The sequence below is a fragment of the Phenylobacterium sp. genome (genome assembly GCF_016124325.1).
In the GTDB taxonomy this organism is placed as follows: Bacteria; Pseudomonadota; Alphaproteobacteria; order Caulobacterales; family Caulobacteraceae; genus Phenylobacterium.
The window spans coordinates 80,248-98,803 of record NZ_WGNY01000022.1; the positions used below are offsets into that span (position 1 = coordinate 80,248).

At 69.6% G+C, this 18,556-nt stretch carries 19 protein-coding genes; 8 read left to right on the forward strand and 11 right to left on the reverse strand.

All coding sequences use genetic code 11. From position 1 onward, the window contains the following. Position 1 precedes the first annotated feature (1 nt). Complete coding sequence (locus tag GC203_RS13800; protein ID WP_293455419.1) at positions 2–331, reverse strand: metalloregulator ArsR/SmtB family transcription factor; 330 nt, start codon at positions 329–331, stop codon at positions 2–4. Beyond that, entirely contained in the window at positions 328–804 is a 477-nt protein-coding gene (locus GC203_RS13805) for an SRPBCC domain-containing protein (protein WP_293455422.1), read from the reverse strand. The genes GC203_RS13800 and GC203_RS13805 overlap by 4 nt, the downstream gene beginning before the upstream one ends. 147 nt (positions 805–951) lie before the next feature. Here GC203_RS13805 and GC203_RS13810 point away from each other — a divergent pair, with 147 nt between their 5' ends. Next, positions 952–2,208 carry a hypothetical protein gene (locus tag GC203_RS13810; protein WP_293455424.1) on the forward strand — a complete coding sequence of 419 codons (1,257 nt, stop codon included), beginning with the start codon at positions 952–954 and terminating at the stop codon, positions 2,206–2,208. A 4-nt stretch (positions 2,209–2,212) separates the two neighbouring features. On the opposite strand, the gene radC is transcribed toward GC203_RS13810, so the two are convergent. Continuing rightward, complete coding sequence (gene radC / locus GC203_RS13815; RefSeq protein WP_293455427.1) at positions 2,213–2,956, reverse strand: DNA repair protein RadC; 744 nt, start codon at positions 2,954–2,956, stop codon at positions 2,213–2,215. 127 nt (positions 2,957–3,083) lie between these two features. Between radC and GC203_RS13820 the strand changes: the two genes are divergently transcribed. After that, positions 3,084–3,344, forward strand: coding sequence for a hypothetical protein (locus tag GC203_RS13820; protein ID WP_293455429.1), 261 nt, complete (start codon positions 3,084–3,086; stop codon positions 3,342–3,344). 57 nt (positions 3,345–3,401) lie between these two features. Here GC203_RS13820 and GC203_RS13825 read toward each other — a convergent pair whose 3' ends face one another. The 7 genes from GC203_RS13825 to GC203_RS13855 form a co-directional block, all read right to left on the reverse strand. After that, positions 3,402–6,980, reverse strand: coding sequence for a M1 family aminopeptidase (locus tag GC203_RS13825; RefSeq protein ID WP_293455432.1), 3,579 nt, complete (start codon positions 6,978–6,980; stop codon positions 3,402–3,404). A gap of 18 nt (positions 6,981–6,998) precedes the next feature. Then, positions 6,999–7,877, reverse strand: a complete 879-nt coding sequence (locus GC203_RS13830) for an ABC transporter ATP-binding protein (RefSeq protein WP_293455434.1) — start codon at positions 7,875–7,877, stop codon at positions 6,999–7,001. 147 nt (positions 7,878–8,024) lie between these two features. Further along, the gene (gene map, locus GC203_RS13835) at positions 8,025–8,843 is read right to left on the reverse strand and encodes a type I methionyl aminopeptidase (RefSeq protein WP_293455435.1); all 819 of its coding nucleotides are present in this window, start codon (positions 8,841–8,843) and stop codon (positions 8,025–8,027) included. A gap of 41 nt (positions 8,844–8,884) precedes the next feature. Beyond that, positions 8,885–9,262, reverse strand: coding sequence for a DNA/RNA nuclease SfsA (locus tag GC203_RS13840; RefSeq protein ID WP_293455437.1), 378 nt, complete (start codon positions 9,260–9,262; stop codon positions 8,885–8,887). Beyond that, complete coding sequence (locus GC203_RS13845; protein WP_293455439.1) at positions 9,219–9,689, reverse strand: hypothetical protein; 471 nt, start codon at positions 9,687–9,689, stop codon at positions 9,219–9,221. Before GC203_RS13845 ends, GC203_RS13840 begins: the two co-directional genes overlap by 44 nt. 4 nt (positions 9,690–9,693) lie before the next feature. Beyond that, positions 9,694–10,458 carry a DNA/RNA nuclease SfsA gene (gene sfsA / locus GC203_RS13850; protein WP_293455442.1) on the reverse strand — a complete coding sequence of 255 codons (765 nt, stop codon included), beginning with the start codon at positions 10,456–10,458 and terminating at the stop codon, positions 9,694–9,696. Between the two features lie 41 nt (positions 10,459–10,499). Then, positions 10,500–11,198 carry a PEPxxWA-CTERM sorting domain-containing protein gene (locus tag GC203_RS13855; protein WP_293455445.1) on the reverse strand — a complete coding sequence of 233 codons (699 nt, stop codon included), beginning with the start codon at positions 11,196–11,198 and terminating at the stop codon, positions 10,500–10,502. Between the two features lie 195 nt (positions 11,199–11,393). On the opposite strand from GC203_RS13855, the gene GC203_RS13860 reads away from it, so the two are divergent. From GC203_RS13860 to GC203_RS13885, 6 genes are all read left to right on the forward strand, one after another. Continuing rightward, a complete protein-coding gene (locus tag GC203_RS13860) occupies positions 11,394–12,188 on the forward strand; it encodes a competence/damage-inducible protein A (RefSeq protein WP_293455447.1) in 795 nt (264 codons plus the stop codon). 58 nt (positions 12,189–12,246) lie between these two features. Beyond that, positions 12,247–12,513 (forward strand): hypothetical protein, encoded by a 267-nt coding sequence (locus tag GC203_RS13865; RefSeq protein WP_293455449.1) that lies wholly within the window; start codon positions 12,247–12,249, stop codon positions 12,511–12,513. Positions 12,514–12,636: 123 nt separating this feature from the next. Continuing rightward, positions 12,637–13,359 carry a P-loop NTPase gene (locus tag GC203_RS13870; protein WP_293455452.1) on the forward strand — a complete coding sequence of 241 codons (723 nt, stop codon included), beginning with the start codon at positions 12,637–12,639 and terminating at the stop codon, positions 13,357–13,359. Positions 13,360–13,429: 70 nt separating this feature from the next. Continuing rightward, positions 13,430–14,209: an SDR family oxidoreductase gene (locus tag GC203_RS13875; RefSeq protein WP_293455454.1), complete on the forward strand. Its 780-nt coding sequence runs from the start codon at positions 13,430–13,432 to the stop codon at positions 14,207–14,209. Positions 14,210–14,219: 10 nt separating this feature from the next. After that, positions 14,220–15,014, forward strand: coding sequence for an enoyl-CoA hydratase/isomerase family protein (locus tag GC203_RS13880; protein ID WP_293455457.1), 795 nt, complete (start codon positions 14,220–14,222; stop codon positions 15,012–15,014). A gap of 234 nt (positions 15,015–15,248) precedes the next feature. Further along, a complete protein-coding gene (locus tag GC203_RS13885; protein WP_293455460.1) occupies positions 15,249–17,636 on the forward strand; it encodes a TonB-dependent receptor in 2,388 nt (795 codons plus the stop codon). Positions 17,637–17,665: 29 nt separating this feature from the next. Here GC203_RS13885 and purU read toward each other — a convergent pair whose 3' ends face one another. After that, complete coding sequence (gene purU, locus GC203_RS13890) at positions 17,666–18,508, reverse strand: formyltetrahydrofolate deformylase (protein WP_293455463.1); 843 nt, start codon at positions 18,506–18,508, stop codon at positions 17,666–17,668. Positions 18,509–18,556 lie beyond the last annotated feature (48 nt).

The following is an 18,556-nucleotide window of genomic DNA, read 5'->3' on the forward strand; positions in this document are numbered from 1 at the left end:
CTCAGTCGTCGCCGTCCTCGGCCAGGACATCGCCCAGGCGGTCCAGCCGGCGCTCCCACTGGGCGCGATGGTCGGCGATCCAGCGCTCGAGCCGGGCGAAGCCCTCGGGCGCGATGCGGCAGGTGCGCACCCGGCCCGCCTTCTCGGTGCGCACGAGGCGGGCGGCCTCCAGCACCTGGAGGTGCTGGGCCACGGCGGTGACCGTGATCTCCAGCGGTGCGGCCAGGCCGGACACCGAGCTGGGCCCCAGGCTCAGGCGATCGACGATGGCGCGGCGGGTGGGATCGCCCAGGGCCTGGAACAGGCGGTCGATCTCGATGCGCGGGCTCATGCGGCGTCCGGCGACAGCGCCATCCCCAGCCCATCGAGCAGGGCTTCCCAGCCGCCCCGCCGCATCGCCGGCCCGTCGGCGCCCTCGAAGAAGGCGGCCTGGTGGGTCATGACGAGTTCAGAGCCGGCGTCGGCCGGGCGGATCTCGAAGGTGATCAGGGCGGCAGAGATCCGTCGCTCGCCGATGGTCATGGTCTGGGCCATGACGATCCGCTGGTCGGGCCGGATGTCGAGGTGGACGCTCTCGGCGATCATGGCCACGCCCGGGAAAGGCGTGTCGTCGCCCAGGCGGGTCTCGGCGCGTTCGCGGCCGCCTTCGCGGAAATCGAGTTCGTAGGCCTCGGGCGTGGCGTGCCCGCCGTCGACGTACCAGCGCCGCTTTCGCGCCGGATCGGCGAAGGCGCGGAACACGGCGGCGGGCCGGGCAGGGTAGGCGCGGGCGATGACGAAGGAGTCGTGGATCACGTCGGACATGGCGGCCTCATCGATGAAGTCATGACTTCACTATCAGACGGCGCGGAAATTGTGAAGCAGCGGCTTCGGTATTTCGCCGATCTTGACCGCTCCGGGCGACGCGATCAGATCGCCGGAGCGCCGAACGGCGTCTTGGGGGGGCGACCTGTGAAGCTGAAGCGTCTGGCGGCCATCGTGGCGATCGTGAGCAGCCTGGCCGGAGCCGGCGTCGCGGCGGCGCAAACCCGGCCGACGGTCACCGAAGGCCTTAGGTCGGTCCATCAGGCGCTGAGTTTGGCCGACGGCGGCTTCTCCGGCCCGGGCGCCGCCACCCTGACCGAGGCGGTGCGCCAGGCGCGGCTGATCGCTGTGGGCGAGGACCACCTGACGCGCGAGATTCCCGCCTTCGTGGAGGCCCTGTGCCGCCAGACGGCGCCGGAACTGTCGGGCCTGGCGCTGGAGGTGGGGCCGCGGGCCCTGGCGGCGATCGCGCCCGACCTGACCGCGCCCGACCGGCTGCGGCGCATCGCCGACTTCAATCGCCGCTATCCGGCCGCGATGGCCTTCGTGGACAACCGGGCCGACAACGACATGACGGCGGCCTGCCTGGCGCTTCAGCCCAGACTTCGGCTGATCGGCCTCGACCAGGAGTTCCTGGGCGCGGGCGGCCTGCTGCTCGACCGCATCCTGGCCGAGCCGCTTTCGCCGGAGGCGCGCCGGGAGGCGGAAGCGCTGCGGCGCGTGGAGGCGCAGGGCGAGGCCGAGGCCGCCCAGTCGGGCGATCCGCAGGGCCATCTGCTGCTCCTTGGCCTGGGCTCGGATGAGGATCTTGCGCGCATGGAGGCCGCCCTGGAGCGTGGCGGGACGCCCAAGGCGCGGGCGATCTTCTCCGAGCTGGAGCGGAGCCGGAAAATCTACCTGATGGGCGGCAACGCCTCGAACCAGGACCGCGCGCGGCTGCTGAAGTCGAACCTGCGCGAGAACCTGCCCGCCCAGGGCAAGGTGATCCTCAAGATGGGCGATTGGCACCTCTACCGGGGCTACAACCCGCTGAACAACCGCGACCTCGGCAACTGGCTGGCCGAGAGGGCGGACGAGGAGGGACGGCCGTCGCTGCACATCCTTATCCTGGGCGAGGCGGGCGTCCACGCGCTGTTCGGCGGATATGAGCGGCCGCTCCGGATGGAGCCGTTCAGGATGGTGGAGGATCGCGACTACGGCTGGCTGCAGGCGGCGGTCGACGCGCGGGGCGCCGCGACGCCCGGCCAATGGGACCTGTTCGACCTCAGGAAGCTGCGCGACCGTCGCCTCGACGGCGCGGACTTCAACTGGCGCCGCGTCCTCGACGGATACGACCTGCTGGTCCTGATCCCCGAACTGACGCCGACCGAGCACATCGGCGCCCCGAGCGAGGGGCGGCCCTAGCCGCTTAGATCAGTCCCAGCGCCTTGAAGCTGGCGGTCCCGTCGCGACCCACCACGAGGTGGTCGTGGACGGCGATGCGGAGGGCGCGCAGGGCTTCGACGACCTGGCGGGTCATGTCCACGTCGGCGGAGGACGGCGCCGGATCGCCCGAGGGGTGGTTGTGGACCAGGATCACCGCGCTGGCGGCGAACTCGAGCGCGCGGCGGGCCACTTCGCGCGGATAGACCGGCGCATGGTCGACGGTGCCGCGGTTCATGATCTCGTCGGCGATGAGCTGGTTGCGCTTGTCGAGGAACAGGACGCGGAACTGCTCGCGCGTCTCGTGGGCGAGGGCGGTCTTCACATAGGCGAGCAGGGCGCTCCACGACGAGATCACGGCGCGCCGCGCCACCTGTTCGCGGGCGCTGCGCAGGGCCGCCTCGTGCACCAGCTTGAGGTCGAGGGCGACGGCTTCGCCCACGCCGGCGACGGTGCGGAGCTCTTCGGGCGAAGCGCCCAGCACGCCGCCCAGCGATCCGAACCGGGTCAGGAGCTGCTTGGCCAGGGGCTTCACGTCGCCGCGGCGGATGGCGCGGAACAGGATCAGCTCCAGGAGCTCGTAGTCGGGCAGGGCGGCGGGCGCCGCGCCGGCCCGCTCGCGCAGCCGGTCGCGGTGACCGAGGTAGTGCGGGCGCGGCGGCTCCGAGGGCGCGCCGCGCCACAGGTCGGCCTGGCCGGCGGCGTCTTCGAGAGCCTGTCGGTGGGTCATGGCGGGTGCATTGTTCCCCAATTGTTCCGACTCCGCAAGCGGGCGCCGCCACACCCCCGTTTGGGGGAAGTCACCAGGGCGGCTCCACATCAGAATGCCGGCGATGGATGGGTCTGGGGGTGGGGCCATGAAGATGGGGACGATTGTCGGCGTGCTGGCGGCGGCGGCCGCGGTTCTGGCGATCATGGCCTCGGCGCCGGCGCGCGCGGCCGAGCCGGAGGGCGACCGCGTGACGGCGGCCGCGCCCCTCGACGGAGCCGGACGCGAGGCGGGGCGGCGCGCCCGTCCGGGCCTGGGCGGCGTGTTCGCCATCTCGCAGGTTCTCGTCGGGGTCTGCGCCCTGGGCGCCATGCTCTACGCCGGCCGCGAAGGGATGACCCGCGCCTGACGCCCGTGTCCGTGGGCGCGGTTCGGGCCCGGCGTTCCCCCGCCGGGCCCACTCTTCTCAGCTTCCGATCCGGATGGCGTTGTCGTCGGAATTGCGGTCGATCTCCTTGTTGTAGGGATCGACGCCGGCGTACTTCGGCGGCTTGTCGACGGTGACCGTGACCGTCTGTTCGCCCGTCCGCAGGGGCATGGTCTTGAAATAGAGCACGTCCTTGTGGCCGAAGCCCGGCTTGCCCGGCTCGGCGTCGAACACGCCGATGTCGAAGACCTCGTCGGCGGGGATGGCGACAGGCGTCTCCTTGCCCTTGCCGTCGGCGTAGGCCTTGTTCGCCTCGATGGTCATGACGACGTCATAGCGGCCGTCGGCGCGCTTCTTCACCTCGGCGGTGCGGGTCTTCAGGTCGTAGATCGTGATCTTCTCGAAGAGGTCGGTGATCAGCTGCTGGGCCGCGGCGTCGTCGCGCGCCTCGGCGCGCAGGGCGTCGACGAGGTCCTGCGAGCGCGGATAGGGGGGACCCTTGAACGCGTACTGGCCCAGCAGGCGGCGGAGCGCGGCGTTGACCTTGGCCTCGCCCATCCGCTCGCGCAGCAGGTACATGACCAGCGAACCCTTGCGGTAGTGGATGTAGGGCTGGTTCTCGACCCGGACGAGGGGAAGTTCCTCCACCAGCTCGCCGCCGCGCGAGCGCAGGTAGCGGTCGAGCTCGTACTTGAGGAACTTGCGGATGCCGTCGGCGCCGTAGGTCTTCTCCATGACGATCAGCGCGGAGTACTGGGCCAGGGTCTCGGAGAGCGCCGTGGCGCCCTGCATGTCGGCGCCGACGATCTGGTGGGCCCACCACTGGTGCGCCAGCTCGTGGGCGGTGACGTAGGTGGGGTAGTCGATCTTGTCGGGCTTGGTGGTGTCGGCGATGAACCCGATGCCCTCGGAGTAGGGCATGGTGTTGGCGAACGACTCCGCGAAATTGGCGTAGGCCGGGAACTCCAGGATGCGCGCCTGGTGGAACTGGTAGGGGCTGAAGTTGGCCTGGTAGTAGTCGAGCCCGGTCTCCAGCGACTTGATCATCCGGTCGACGTTCCAGGGATGCTGGGCGTCGTAATAGACCGCCAGCTCGACGCCCTTGTAGGTCTCGCGCTTGATCGTGTAGCGCGCCGACTGGACCGAGAAGAAGTTGAGCACGGGGGCGTCGGTGCGGAAGCGCACCGTGCGCCGGCCGTTCTTGGTGACGTCGGAGATGCGGTAGCCGGGCGCCACGGGCGTCTGGTCGGCGACGGTGGTGACGGAGATGTCGGCGTTCACCCAGTCGGCGTTGGCCACGTAGTTGCGCGCCTGGGCCGAGCGGTCCTCCAGCTTGGGCGGGCGAAGCTGTGGCGGCAGGCCGTACTTGCGGCGCTTGGCGCGGTCCTGCAGCAGCTGCGACCGGTTCATGCCGATGATCGGGGCGAACTCAAGGTTGGAGATGAAGGTCCCGTTGTCGACGAGGCGCATCTCGTTCTTGGAGTTCTTGAAGCCGCGCTGCTCGACGAGCGTCTCGAACGACAGGGCCGTGCGTTGGCCCGGCGCCAGCGGCCGGTCGAAGGTGAAGATGCGGTAGTTGTAGCGGTCGAAGGTCTTCACCTGCGAGGCGCCGTTCACCGACATCTGCAGCGCCTTGGCGTCGCGATCGAGGCGCACGTGCAGCGCCTTGAGCGGCGCGCCGGTGTCGTTGACCAGGTGGTACACGCCCTCCACGACCAGCTTGGGCCGATGGGGATGGAGATCGATGTCGAGCTCCACGTCGGTGACCGCCGGCTGGGGCAGGTTCTCGTACTTGAGGAAGGTCTTCTCGTAGTCGGCGAGCCATTTGTCGCCCTCGAGGTCGGTCCGGTACGCGTTGAGGACGTTGGTGTTGTAGAAGATCTCGGCGCCCAGCCCGACCCAGGCGACGAGCGCCAGGCCGCCGATGACGCCGGCCGGGCTGGCCAGCTGGCGGGGCAGGCGCGCCAGCCGTGGCAGCAGCCGCGTATCGGCCCTGCGCCGCCACAGGCCGTAGGCCAGCACCATCAGGATCAGCGCGAAGGCGGCCCAGTAGGCGCGGAACCAGGCTGCGAAGCCGGCGTACTTGCCCTGGCCGTTCATGTCGCTGAGCGGCGTGGGCGGATAGCCGCCGTAGAGGTAGAGGTTGTGGTCGAAGCCGATCAGCGGGAGCGTCAGGCTGGCGATCAGGAAGACCACCATCAGGCCCCAGCCCACGAACTTGTGGGGCGAGACGGCCTGGAAGAACACGGCCAGGGCGGCGATCAGCGTCCAGTCGACGGCGTTGGGCAGGACGTACCAGACGAGGTACTTGCCGGGCTGGATCGCGGTGAAGCCCATGCCCAGCTGGACCGCGACGCCGGCCAGGACGCTGGCCAGCAGCATCGAGAACAGCACCAGCACGATGGCCAGGAACTTCGGGACCAGGAAGGTCCAGTCCGAGGCGGCGGTGGCGTCGACGATCTCGTGGGTGCGCCGCTCGCGCTCGCGCCAGACCAGTTCGCCGGCGTAGTAGACCGCCACGATCATCACCATGAAGGTGAAGGTGCCGCTGAGGGTGGAGATCACCCAGCGGGTGACGGGGTAGATGGCCGCCCCGTTGGTCTCGGCTCCGAGGGCCAGGCCGCCCAGGCTGTTGAACAGGCCCAGCAGGAGAAGAACGACGAAGGCCGGGCTCTTGAGCACCTGGCCCATCTCGAAGCGCGTGCGCTTGACCAGCTGGGTCCAGGCGGTGGCCGGGCCGAAGCGCGGCGCGGGGAGCGGCCGCGGCGTGGCGGGCGGGGCGGCCGTCTCGGCGGCTTCGGCGGCGGGCCGCACGCGGCGCGCGCGGATCTCGAACCGGAAGAGGCCGTAGGCGAGCGCCAGGAACGCCACGGCGACGGGAACCCAGATCAGGCGGTTCCACAGGATCGGGCCCACCACCGGCGGGGTGAGCGCGTTGGCGTCGGCGGCGGTGAAGTAGCGCGTCGCCAGGCCGTAGGCGGCGAGGCCGAAGGGATCCACCAGCGAGGCGAGGCCCAGGCGTTCGGGATCGGAGAGGGCGACGTTCGACAGCAGGTAGACCGCCAGGAAGGCGGCCACGCCCACATAGGCGCCCATCATCGACCGCGTCGCCGTGGCCAGGGTGAAGAACATCGCCGAGGAGAGGAACAGGCTGGGCAGCGCCAGCCAGACGTAGGCGAAGAGGTAGTCGTGCAGCCGGTTCGTCCCCAGGGTCTCGGGGTCGATCCAGGGCATCAGCGAGCCCACGAAGATCGCCAGCGGCACGACGAGGAAGGCCAGGGCGACGGCGGCGAAGGCGCCGGCGAAGCGGCCGTAGAGGTAGTCGAACTTGCGGATCCGGGTGGCGCGGATGATCGGGCCGAAGCCGGTCTCGTCGTCGCGCACGATCACGTTGGCCACGAACGCCGTCGAGACGAACATGAAGAAGATCGACATGATGCCGATCGTCTGGCCGATGGCGCTGGGCGAGTTCTTGTGGATGTTGCCGCCCGAGCCGATGTGGACGTTGTCCACGGTGACCGAGCCGAACACGAGCAGGAAGAGGATCAGCCCGGCGATCCAGAAGATCGGCTGGCGAAGCTGGTAGCGCAGCTCGAAGGCCGCGATTCTGCCGAACATGGCGTGCGATCCTTCGCGTCAGGCGGCGCGGCGCGAGGCGGCGAGGGTGGAGAAGTAGACATCCTCCAGGCCGCCGACGATCGGCTCGAACGCCGGGTCTGGCGCGTTGTCGGCCAGGACGTGGATGACGGTGCGGCCGCCGGCCAGCCGCGTGGAGATCACCGCATTGCGCGCGCGCTCGGCTTCGAGCTCGGCGCGGTCGATGATCTTCTTCCAGACCCGGCCCTTGAGTTCGTCGATCAGGGCGGCGGGGGCGCCTTCCTTCAGGATGCGACCCGCGGCCAGCACCGCCATGCGCGGGCAGAGGTCGGCCACGTCATCGACGATGTGGGTGGAAAGGATCACCACCACGTTCTCGCCGATCTCGGCCAGCAGGTTGAGGAAACGGTTGCGCTCCTCGGGGTCGAGGCCGGCGGTGGGCTCGTCGACGATGATGAGTTCGGGCCGGCCGATCAGCGCCTGGGCGATGCCGAACCGCTGGCGCATGCCGCCCGAATAGCCGGAGACCCACTTCTTGCGGACCTCCCACAGGTTCACCTGGTGCAGCAGGGTCTCGACGGTGTCCTTGCGCTCGCCGCGGCCGGCGATCCCCTTGAGGACGGCCATGTGGTCGAGCAGGTCGAGGGCGGAGACGCGCGGATAGACGCCGAAGTCCTGCGGCAGGTAGCCCAGCGTGCGGCGCAGCTTCTCGGGCTCGGCGACGACGTCGATCTCGCCGAAGCGGATCTCGCCGGCGCTCGGCGTCTGCAGCGTGGCGATGGTGCGCATGAGCGTCGACTTGCCGGCGCCGTTGGGGCCCAGGAGACCGAACATGCCCTTGCCGATCTCCAGATCGACACCATCCAGCGCGCGCGTCCCGTTCGGATAGACGTGCGACAAACCCTTGATCGAAAGCATCGCTTCCCTGACTTCCACCCCATCCCTTGGCCTGGAAGCTGCGGGACGCGCGGGGGCGAGGCAAGTGAGCGATACGTAACGTTTCGCCGTCGGCGACGTTACGTGGGGGCAGGGCGCGGCGGGCCGGCCGGAGCCCGGGCCTCCCGGTCAGGCCGAGAGGATCGGCGGCTTGAACTGGTCGGTCGGGGACAGCGTGAAGACCTCGACGCCGTCTTCCGTCACGCCGACGGAATGCTCGCACTGGGCCGAGAGCGACTTGTCGCGGGTGACCGCGGTCCAGCCGTCGGCCAGCAGCTTCACCGGGTGCTTGCCCAGGTTCACCATCGGCTCGATCGTGAAGAACATGCCGGGCTTCAGGACCTCGCCGGTCCCCTTCTGGCCGAAGTGCAGGATGTTGGGCGCGTCGTGGAAAACCTTGCCCAGGCCGTGGCCGCAGAAGTCGCGCACCACCGAGCAGCGCATGCTCTCGACGTAGGACTGGATGGCGTGGCCGATGTCGCCGGTGGTGGCGCCCGGCTTCACGGCGGCCAGGCCGCGGGCCAGCGACTCGTAGGTCACGTCCACCAGCCGCTTGGCGCGGGGCGCGACGGGGCCGACGCCGTACATCCGCGAGGTGTCGCCGTGCCAGCCGTCGACGATGACGGTGACGTCGATGTTGACGATGTCGCCCTCGCGCAGGACCCGCTCGCCGGGGATGCCGTGGCAGACGATGTGATTGGGGCTGATGCAGACGGTCTTGGTGTAGCCGCGGTAGCCCAGGCAGGCGGGCAGGGCGCCGTGGTCGAGGATGAACTCGCGGGCCAGGTCGTCGAGCTTCTCGGTCACCACGCCCGGGACCACGTGCGGCGTCAGCATGTCGAGGCACTCGGCGGCCAGGCGGCCGGCCTTGCGCATGCCGTCGAAGGCGGCGGCGTCATGCACCTTGACGTGGCTGGTGCGGTATTCGGCGTCGAGGATATCGGTCATGGCGGCTCCGGACCCTTAAGTCGCAATCCTAGCACGGAAATTCAATGCACGTTGGCGTCGCGCCAGGGCATGCGGTCGGCCAGCACGACCCGCTCGGGCGAAATGGCGCAGCGGTAGGCCAGCACCTCGACGCCCGCGGCGGCGGCGTCGAGCAGGCCGGCGGCATAGGTGGGGTCGAGGTCGGCGCAGGCGGCGAACAGGTCGCAGTCGGTGCGCTGGATCACGAACAGCATCACCGCGCGCTCGCCGGCGCGGACCATGGCGGTGAGCTCGCGCAGGTGCTTCGAGGAGCGGGCGGCGACGCAGTCGGGGAACTCGGCCAGGGTTCCTTCGCGGCGCAGGTGGCAGTTCTTGAAGTCGGCCCAACGCGAAGGGCTAAAAGAGCCGACCCATTGCCGCAGCGATCCCCCAAAGCACAACTTGAATGCCGGGCAGCACTGCGAAGAGCCAGCGGAGGCGGGCCACCATGTCAGCGGCATTCTCACCGACGGGCACCCCCGCCCACCAAAGTCCAGCGAACAAGCACGCGACCGGTAGGAGAGCAGTCGTGCTCATGGCAATGAGACCGGGGCCGATGATGTCGAGCGGGTGCTCTGAGTAGAAGTAGCTCGTCGCCATCTGCCATGTGACCCCAACATAGCCGCCCGCCACTGCGATGACCGCGACGTTTCGCGAGATGTCCACAATCGAGTCTCGCCACGGAAACGTGGCGGGGAGATAGATTGAGGCGGCTATGGCCACAAAGATCGAGGCAGCGATAGGAAGACCTAACAACGCGGCCATGCCGCCATAGGCCGCAAAAGCGTCGCGTCTCTGAGTCTCGGCAGTAATCAGTCTACGCTTCACAGCTTCAGCGCACCCAAGGCAACCGGCGCGCGATCTTCGCGCCCGTGGTGCCAACATCGCAGCCGTATACCAGCACCTCAACCCCAGCGTCGGCGGCTTGATCGAGCCCCAGCGCGAACGCCGGGTCGAGTTCGCGGCAGGCGGAAAATGCGTCACAGTCGGTGCGTTGCACGACGAAAAGCACCACGGCGCGATCACCTTCCGCGACCATCGCTTCAAGTTCTCGAAGGTGCTTGAGGGATCGCGCCGCTACGCAGTCGGGAAACTCGGCGAGGCCGGGCGATCTCATTAGGTGGCAGTTTTTCACTTCGAGCCAAAGCCTGTGATCGGTCTTGAGAGGCGCGTTGTAAAAAGGCTTGTCATTCTTGACCTCCAGCCAGCAGGGCGGCCGGTCGGGATGCTCCAGCAGGAAGTCGACGCGGGAGTTCTCGCCGTAGCGCACCTCGCGTCGGTGGGTCGCATAGCCCGCGACTTCCGGGATGGCGCCCGCCGCGAGCGCCTCGGCGACGATGCGGTTGGGGTGCAGGGTGTTGATGCCCACGAGGCCGCCGTCGGCCTCCACCAGCTCCAGCGTGTGGGCGAGCTTGCGCTTGGGGTCGTCGGAGCGCGAGACCCAGGCGACCAGGCCGGGCGTGTTCAGGCCCAGCATCGCGCCGGGATTGGGGCAGTGGGCGGTGATCGCCGTCCCGTCGTCGAGGATCACGTCGGCGAAGAAGCGCTTGTAGCGGCTGACGAGCCGGCCGCGGGCCAAAGGCGAAGGGAACTGCATCGCGCGCCTATAGGCCAAGACGCGCGATGCAGGCGAGCCGGCTATGCCGCGGCGAGGCGGCGGCGTGCGCGCAGGGCGGCCCCCGCGAGGCCGAAGCCCGAGATCATCAGGGCCCACGACGTCGGCTCGGGAACGCCGCCCACCGCGCCCTCGAAGGTGGTGGTCACCGCCGCCAGGAACGGCTGTCCGTTCGGGAAGTTCGCCAACGACGTGGAGGCGAATTCGATGCCCGTCAGCGTGCCGCCCAGCGCCGAGATGTCGTACCGGTAGACGTCGAAGCGATTGGCGCCCGGATAGGTGGCGGTGGCGAAGATGTCGGTCGCGACGTTGTTGTAGGCGGTCCAGTGGTCGCGGATGTTCACGCCTTCGATCAGGTCGACCGAGATCTGGTCGCTGCCGGCGCCCAGGAACGTGAGCGAACCGATATTCTTGCCGGCGACGCCGTAGCCGGAGTTCACGATCACATAGGCCGTATCGACGCCCGTTTCGTTGTCGGCGATCGAAACCGATTCGTCGGAGCCCAGCTGGATGACGCCCGTGCCGCCATTCCCGATGGACGAGATCAGGAAGTCGATGCCGCCGATCGTCACGAGGCCGTTCGGGTAGTCCGAGCCCGAGGTGTAGGTCTTGGCGTCGGAGTTGACGTAGGCGCTGAGATCGACCGTTCCGGCGCTGGCCGCTGAGGCCAGGCAAAGGCTTGCCGCCGCCGCGCAGGCGGCGGGCAAAAGACGCTTACTCATGATGTGATGCTCCCATACGACTGTGAGACGCTCCCAAACAGAGCCGTGTCACCCCGGGAAAGCGGTGCGACCCTAACCGTCCGCCCCGTGCGTCAGGAATGAAGTTCGCCTCTAGGGCGAGTGGCGCTATATCGTTGGTGGAAAGGCTCGGCGCAGTCGCTTGACCGGCGCCGGCCGGCCGGCTCCAATCCGCTCATGCCGGACCTTCGCCATACGTCGGATCAACCAGATGACCGGGTCACCTGCGCGGTGCTGATCATCGGCGACGAGATCCTCTCGGGCCGCACCCAGGACACCAACCTTCGCGACATCGCCCGCTATCTGGGCGTGATCGGCGTCGACCTGGCCGAGGCGCGCACCGTGCCCGACGTGCTGGACGAGATCGTCGCCGCGCTGAACGCCCTGCGCGAACGCTATGACTATGTGATCACCACCGGCGGGATCGGGCCGACCCACGACGACATCACCGCCGACGCGGTGGCCGCCGCCTTCGGCGTGGAACTGTTCGAGCACCCCGAGATCCTCGACATGATGACGGCCCGCTGGGGCGCCGAGCTGAACGCCGCGCGCCGGCGGATGGCGCGGGTGCCGGTGGGCGGCGACCTGGTGAAGAACCCCGTACAGGGCCCGCCCGGCTTCACCATCGGCAACGTCTTCACCCTGGCGGGCGTGCCGCAGGTGATGCGCGGGATGCTGCAGGACGTGGGGCCCAGGATGCGCGGCGGGCGGCCCACCGTGTCGCGCACCGTGCGGGTGGTCGGGTCCGGCGAAGGCGCGATCGCCGAGCCGCTGGAGGCGGTGGCCAAGGCGCATCCGGACATGTCGCTGGGCAGCTATCCGTTCTACGGGCCGGACGGCTACGGCTCGAACCTGGTGCTGCGCGGGCGCGATCCTGAGCAACTGCCGGTCGTGGTCGCCGAGCTGCTGGCGGCGCTGGCGGCGGCGGGCATCGCCGACGCCCGGGAAGTGGAGATTGCGCCGCAGGCGTAGCAATGGTTGATTTCGAGCCAGTCGAACGGGCCTGCGCCCGTTGTTCAGGAGCGTACCGATGATCACCCTGGTTCTGGCCGCCGCCCTGCTCGCCGCCGGCGAGCCCGCCGCCACCGACGCCGCGAAGCCCGCCGAGGCGGCCGCGAAGACCGAGAAGGCGCCCAAGGTCAACAAGGACGGCATGGTCTGCAAGCGCGAGGCCGTGCTGGGCAGCCGCATGAAGCAGCGCGTGTGCATGACCCAGAACGAGTGGGAAGAGCGCCAGCGCCAGGACCGCGCCGACCTGGACCGAGCCCAGACGAACACGCCGCTCTCGGGCAACTGAATCCTTCATCCTGCGATGATTCACAGGCCTGGTCTTCCGCCTGTGGATAAGTTGTGCATTAGATGACGCCCAGTGGGGTAGCGGGCGGCTACGGCCGCGCGCAAGGACGCTGCGAGGGCGCGCGTGAAGACGCTGGCGGTGATGTCCCGCAAGGGCGGGGCCGGCAAGACGACCGTGGCGGTCAATCTGACGCTGACGGCCCGCGCCATGGGCGTGCGGGCGGTGCTGGCCGACGCCGACCCGATGCGCAGCGCCTGCGAGGTGCTGAAGGGTCGTGACGGCGCCGCCTCCCTGCTGTTCGAGACCAGCGCGTCCAAGCTGTTCGCCCTGACCGAGGCCTGCCGGCGCGGCGGCGCCGAGCTGCTGGTGATTGACACGCCCGCCGCGCCCGAGGCCGAGGTGGCCGAGGCGGTGAAGATGGCCGACCTGTGCCTGGCCGTGGCGCGGCCCACCTATCTGGACCTGGCGGCGGCGGTGCTTTCGGTGGCCGTGATCCAGCGGCTGGGGCGCGAGGGGCTGATCGCGCTGAACCAGTGCCCGCCGGCCCGCGCTGGGACCGAGCCGCCGTCGGTGGTCAAGGCGTTCGAGGCGCTCCGCTTCGCCAACCTGCCGGTGGCGCCGTCGGCGATGCGTTCGCGGATGGTCTACCAGACGGCCTTCGCCCAGGGCCGGGCCGTGGTCGAGGCCGACCCCGACGGCCTGGCGGCCCGGGAGGTGCGCGACCTGTTCCGTCACGTCTGGCGGCGGCTGAACGGCGAACGGCCGGCGGCGATGGCCACCGCCAACGACGATCTCGCCCGCGCCGCGGCGCGCCGGGGCGGGCTGAGCCTGGCGCCCATCGGCTGACCCGAGCCGCCTTGACCTACGCAGGGGCGCCCGCGAGAAGTCCTCCCCAACGACGAGGAGGAGCATCGGGATGGCGTTCAAACCCTTCGACCTGACCGGGAAGGTCGCGCTGGTCACCGGCGGCAACGGCGGCATCGGCCTGGGCATGGCCGAGGGCCTGGCCGCGGCCGGCGCCAAGGTGGCGATCTGGGGCCAGAACCCCGAGAAGAACGCCAAGGCCGAGGCCGTGCTCAAGGGTTATGGCGTCGACGTGCTGGTCCAGAAGGTGGACGTGGCCGACGAGGCGGCGATCGTGGCGGGCGTGGCCGAGGTGATCGAAAAGCTGGGCCGGCTGGACTTCTGCGCCGCCAACGCCGGCATCGGCGGTGGCGCGCCCTTCGACGAGATGACCACCGAGAAGTGGCGGCGGGTCACGACGGTGAACCTGGACGCGGTGTTCTGGACCTTCCGGGAAGCCGTGAAGCACATGATCGAGCGCTCGGAGGCGGGCGACCCCGGCGGCTCGCTGGTGGCGACCTCGTCGACCTCGGCGATCCACGGCGCGCCGCGCAACGAGGCCTATGCGTCGACCAAGGGCGCGGTGCTGTCGCTGGTGCGTGGGCTGGCGGTGGAATACGCCCGCCATGGCATCCGGGCCAATTCGATCCTGCCGGGCTGGATCGCCACCGACATGACCGCCGGCCTGCAGGCCTGGGACAAGTTCAACGAGCGCGCCATTGGCCGCGTGCCCATGCGCCGCTGGGGCGAGGGCGAGGACTTCTCCGGCATCGCGGTCTACCTGGCCTCGGACGCCTCGAAGTTCCACACGGGCGACAGCTTCGTGATCGACGGCGGCTACACGATCTTCTGAGGAGGCCGCGATGAGCGACCGCTACGCCGCCTACCAGCGGCTGAAGTTCGAGCGGCCCGCCGACGGCGTGCTGCGGATCGTCATGAGCAATCCCGGCCGGCTGAACGCGGCCGACAAGGCCATGCACTGGGAACTGGCCCAGATCTGGCGCGACATCGACGACGACCCGGAGGTGCGCTGCGCGATCCTGACGGGAGAGGGGACGGCGTTCTCGGCCGGCGGCGATTTCGAGATGATCCAGGAGATCGTCGACGACTTCGACATGCGGGTGCGGATCTTCAAGGAGGCCCGCGACATCGTCTACAACGTGATCAACTGCGGGAAGCCGGTGGTCAGCGCCATGCGCGGGCCGGCGGTGGGGGCGGGGCTGGTCTGCGGCCTGCTGGCCGACGTCTCGATCGTGACGCCCGAGGCCAAGATCATCGACGGACACGCCCGGCTGGGCGTCGCGGCGGGCGATCATGCGGCGATCGTCTGGCCGCTGCTGTGCGGCATGGCCAAGGCCAAGTACTACCTGCTGACCTGCGATCCGCTCTCGGGCGCGGAGGCCGAGCGGATCGGGCTGGTGTCGCTGTGCGTCCCCGACGACCAGCTCGACGGCAAGGCGCTGGAGGTGGCGACCAAGCTGGCCAACGGCGCCCAGCAGGCGATCCGCTGGACCAAGCTGTCGCTCAACAACTGGCTGCGCAGCGCCGGCCCCGCCTTCGACGCCTCGGCGGCGCTGGAGATGCTGGGCTTCACCGGGCCCGAGGCGAAGGAGGGCCTGGCCTCCCACCGCGAGAAGCGACGGCCGAAATTCGTCTAGAGCACGTCCCGGCTGGCTTGAATCAAGCCAGCCGGGATCAACGTGCTCGCGTCTTTCGATCTGGAGGCCTTCGGATCCCCTCACGACGCCTCATCGTGAGGGGGAAGGCCTCTAGCCGGCCGGCTGTAACATCACCGGTGACGCCCCAAAAATTTGACGCAGGCGTCAAGAACACTTCACGGAGACACGCCACAGCCTCCCCCGCGATCGAGAGGAGAGGCGTTTATGGGGCGTATGAGCAAGGCCGCGCTGCTGGCGGCGGCGGCGTGGACGACGGCGGGAGCGGCCTGGGCCGCCGATGCGGCGGGCGGCGAAGGCGACGCCGTCGAGGAGGTGGTGGTCACCGGCACGCGGGACGTGGGGCGCACGCCCTTCACCACGCTCGTTCCGGTGGACGTCCTGAACCAGGAGGCGTTGCAGGCTTCGGCCACGCCGCAGCTCGGTGAGAACCTGGCGCAGCAGATCCCGTCGTTCATCGTCCAGCGGCTGCCGACCTCGGACGGCCTGCAGTTCGTCCGGCCGGCGACCCTGCGCAACCTGTCGCCCGACCAGACGCTGGTGCTGCTCAACGGCAAGCGCTTCCACCGCTCGGCCTTCCTCGGCTCGCGCGGGGCGCAGGGCCCCGACCTGGCGCAGATCTCCAGCTTCGCCGTGAAGCGGATGGAGGTGCTGCGCGACGGCGCCTCGGCCCAGTACGGCTCGGACGCCATCGCAGGCGTGATCAATATCCTGCTCGACGACAGCGCGGGTCTCGCGGCCTTCGGCCAGGCGGGCCAGTTCTACGAGGGCGACGGGGCGACCTACCGGCTGGGCGTGCGGGGCGGAATGCCGCTGGGCGAGGGCGGTCATGCGACGGCCACGGCCGAGTGGTCGCAGGCCGACGCGACCTCGCGCACGCGCCAGCGCGCCGACGCCATCGCGTTCGCGGCGGCCCATCCCGGCGTGAGCGTGCCCGACCCGGTCCAGCGCTGGGGCAATCCCGACCTGAAGACCTATCAGTTCGCGTTCGACGGCGCCCTGCCGCTGGGGACCGTCGCGGAGGCCTACGCCTTCGCGACCTATGCCAAGACCGACGGGATCAACGACATCAACTGGCGCAACCCGGACACCAACCCCGCGATCTTCGGAGCGACGAGCGTGTTCCCCGGCTTCGATCTGCGCGCCGTCTATCCGGCCGGCTTCACGCCGCGCGAAGGCGTCCACGGCCGGGACATCCAGGCGGCTGGCGGGATCCGCCACCGCGACGACGAGCGGTTCACCTGGGACTTGAGCGTCTCGTACGGGCGCAATGCGAGCCGCTTCTTCCTGGAGAACTCGATCAACGCCTCGCTCGGCCCGAACAGCCCCACGGCCTTCGATCTCGGCCGCCTGGTGCAGAAGGAGGTAAACTTCAACGCCGACGGGGTCTATCGCCTGCAAGTCGCCGGCCTGCCGGAGCCGGTCAGCATCGCCTTCGGCGCCGAGACCCGCCAGGAGACCTATGAGATCGAGACCGGCGATCCGGCCTCCTACGCGGTCGGCCCGGGCGCGTCGGCGGGCCTCGCGCCGAACTCCAACGGCTTCCCCGGCTTCAGTCCGCAGCAGGCGGGCAAGTGGGACCAGCGCAGCTATGCCGGCTACCTGGACCTGGAGGCGCGGCTGACCGAGCGCTGGAGCGCCGGCGCCGCGTTGCGGTACGAGGACTTCTCGGAGTTTGGAGACACCTGGAACGGGAAGGTCGCGACGCGCTTCGAGCTGACCCCGGATATCGCGGTGCGGGCGTCCTATTCGACGGGCTTCCGGGCGCCGACGCCGGGCCAGCTCAACTCGACCAGCACCTCGCAGGGCCTGGACACCACCACCCTGCAACTGTTCACCGCCGGCCGGCTGTCGCCGACCAATCCGGTGGCCGTCTTCCTGGGGGCCAAGCCGCTGGAGCCGGAGGAATCGGAGACGGTCACGGCCGGCCTGGTCTGGCGCACGGACATGGGGCTGTCGGGTTCGCTCGACGCCTACCAGATCGACGTCACCAAGCGCTTCAGCACCTCGCCCACGGTGACGGTGACGCCGGCGATCCGCGCCCAGCTCGTCGCCCTCGGCGTGCCGAGCGCCGAATCGTTCACCCGGATCAGCTGGTTCACGAACGACTTCGACACCCGGACCCGCGGCGTGGACGTGGTGGTGGCCTATGACGGCGCACTCGGCCCGGGCCGGATCGGCCTGACCGGCGCCTACAACTACAACCAGACCAAGGTCACGTCGGGGACCCTGACCGCCAGCGAAACCCAGAAGCGCCTGTTCGAGGACTCGCGGCCCAAGCACAACCTGACCGGCTCGGCGACTTGGCGGTGGGAGAAGCTCGAGCTGATGGCTCGCGCGCGCTACTACGGCAAGTGGACCGACTCCACCGGCAACTCGACCGGCGACATCTTCCAGGACTTCGGCGCGGTGACCTTCGTCGATCTCGCCGCGACCTGGCGGTTCGACGAGCGCGTCTCGGTGCGGGTTGGCGCGGAGAACGTGTTCGACACCCATCCCGACGAGGCGGTGTTCCAGGCTAGCCGCGGCCTGATCTATTCGCGCAATTCGCCCTACGACACGAACGGGGGGCTCTACTACGCGCGGGTGGACCTGCGGTTCTGACGGGTCAGGGCGCGGCGCGTCATCGCGCGCTAGTCGGTGAAGACCACCGTCTTGCGGCCGTTCAGCAGCACCCGGTCCTCCAGGAACCAGCGCACGGCCCGGGCCAGCACGCGACGCTCGATGTCGCGGCCCTTGCGCACGAGGGCGGCGGGCGTGTCGCGATGGCTGATGCGCTCGACGTCCTGCTCGATGATCGGGCCCTCGTCGAGGTCGGCGGTGACGAAGTGGGCCGTGGCGCCGATCACCTTCACGCCGCGCGCGTGCGCCTGGTGATAGGGCCGCGCGCCCTTGAAGCCCGGCAGGAACGAGTGGTGGATGTTGATGCAGCGGCCTTCCAGCTGGGCGGCGAGGTCGGCCGAGAGCACCTGCATGTAGCGGGCGAGGACGACCAGCTCGGTCCCGGTCTCCTCGATCAGGCGCAGGAGGGCGGCCTCCTGCTCGGGCTTGGTTTCGGGCGTCACGGGCAGGTGGCGGAAGGCGATGCCCTGCAGGTCGGTGTGGGGAAAGGTCGACGCCGGATGGTTGGAGACCACCGCGGTGATGTCCATGGCCAGCTCGCCCTGGCGCCAGCGCCAGATGAGGTCGGAGAGGCAGTGGTCGGTCTGCGAGGCCAGGACCATGACCCGGCGGCGCTCTCCGCGGCCGCGCAGCGTCCAGGTCATGGCGTATTCGTCGGCCAGCGGTTCGAGGATCGCGCGCCAGGCGGCGGCGTCGGACGCGCCCGGGTCGAACACCACGCGCATGAAGAAGCGGCCGGTCTGGCCGTCGTCGTACTGCTGGGCGTCCAGGATGTTGGCGCCGCGCTCGAAGAGCAGGGCCGAGACGCGCGCCACGATTCCGGGGCGGTCGTCGCAGGAGAGGGTGAGGATCATCGCGGGCGAGGCCTTGCCGCCCGCGACGCCTCAGGTCAAGCCGTGGTG

Excerpts from the sequence above, each read along its gene's own strand:
- map (WP_293455435.1), bottom strand. The coding sequence starts at position 8,843 with ATGACCGATATCCTCGACGCCGAATACCGCACCAGCCACGTCAAGGTG.
- radC (WP_293455427.1), bottom strand. The coding sequence starts at position 2,956 with ATGACCCACCGACAGGCTCTCGAAGACGCCGCCGGCCAGGCCGACCTG.
- GC203_RS13865 (WP_293455449.1), top strand. The coding sequence starts at position 12,247 with ATGATCACCCTGGTTCTGGCCGCCGCCCTGCTCGCCGCCGGCGAGCCC.
- GC203_RS13820 (WP_293455429.1), top strand. The coding sequence starts at position 3,084 with ATGAAGATGGGGACGATTGTCGGCGTGCTGGCGGCGGCGGCCGCGGTT.
- GC203_RS13805 (WP_293455422.1), bottom strand. The coding sequence starts at position 804 with ATGTCCGACGTGATCCACGACTCCTTCGTCATCGCCCGCGCCTACCCT.
- GC203_RS13800 (WP_293455419.1), bottom strand. The coding sequence starts at position 331 with ATGAGCCCGCGCATCGAGATCGACCGCCTGTTCCAGGCCCTGGGCGAT.
- sfsA (WP_293455442.1), bottom strand. The coding sequence starts at position 10,458 with ATGCAGTTCCCTTCGCCTTTGGCCCGCGGCCGGCTCGTCAGCCGCTAC.
- purU (WP_293455463.1), bottom strand. The coding sequence starts at position 18,508 with ATGATCCTCACCCTCTCCTGCGACGACCGCCCCGGAATCGTGGCGCGC.
- GC203_RS13875 (WP_293455454.1), top strand. The coding sequence starts at position 13,430 with ATGGCGTTCAAACCCTTCGACCTGACCGGGAAGGTCGCGCTGGTCACC.
- GC203_RS13825 (WP_293455432.1), bottom strand. The coding sequence starts at position 6,980 with ATGTTCGGCAGAATCGCGGCCTTCGAGCTGCGCTACCAGCTTCGCCAG.
- GC203_RS13855 (WP_293455445.1), bottom strand. The coding sequence starts at position 11,198 with ATGAGTAAGCGTCTTTTGCCCGCCGCCTGCGCGGCGGCGGCAAGCCTT.
- GC203_RS13885 (WP_293455460.1), top strand. The coding sequence starts at position 15,249 with ATGAGCAAGGCCGCGCTGCTGGCGGCGGCGGCGTGGACGACGGCGGGA.
- GC203_RS13860 (WP_293455447.1), top strand. The coding sequence starts at position 11,394 with ATGCCGGACCTTCGCCATACGTCGGATCAACCAGATGACCGGGTCACC.
- GC203_RS13880 (WP_293455457.1), top strand. The coding sequence starts at position 14,220 with ATGAGCGACCGCTACGCCGCCTACCAGCGGCTGAAGTTCGAGCGGCCC.
- GC203_RS13830 (WP_293455434.1), bottom strand. The coding sequence starts at position 7,877 with ATGCTTTCGATCAAGGGTTTGTCGCACGTCTATCCGAACGGGACGCGC.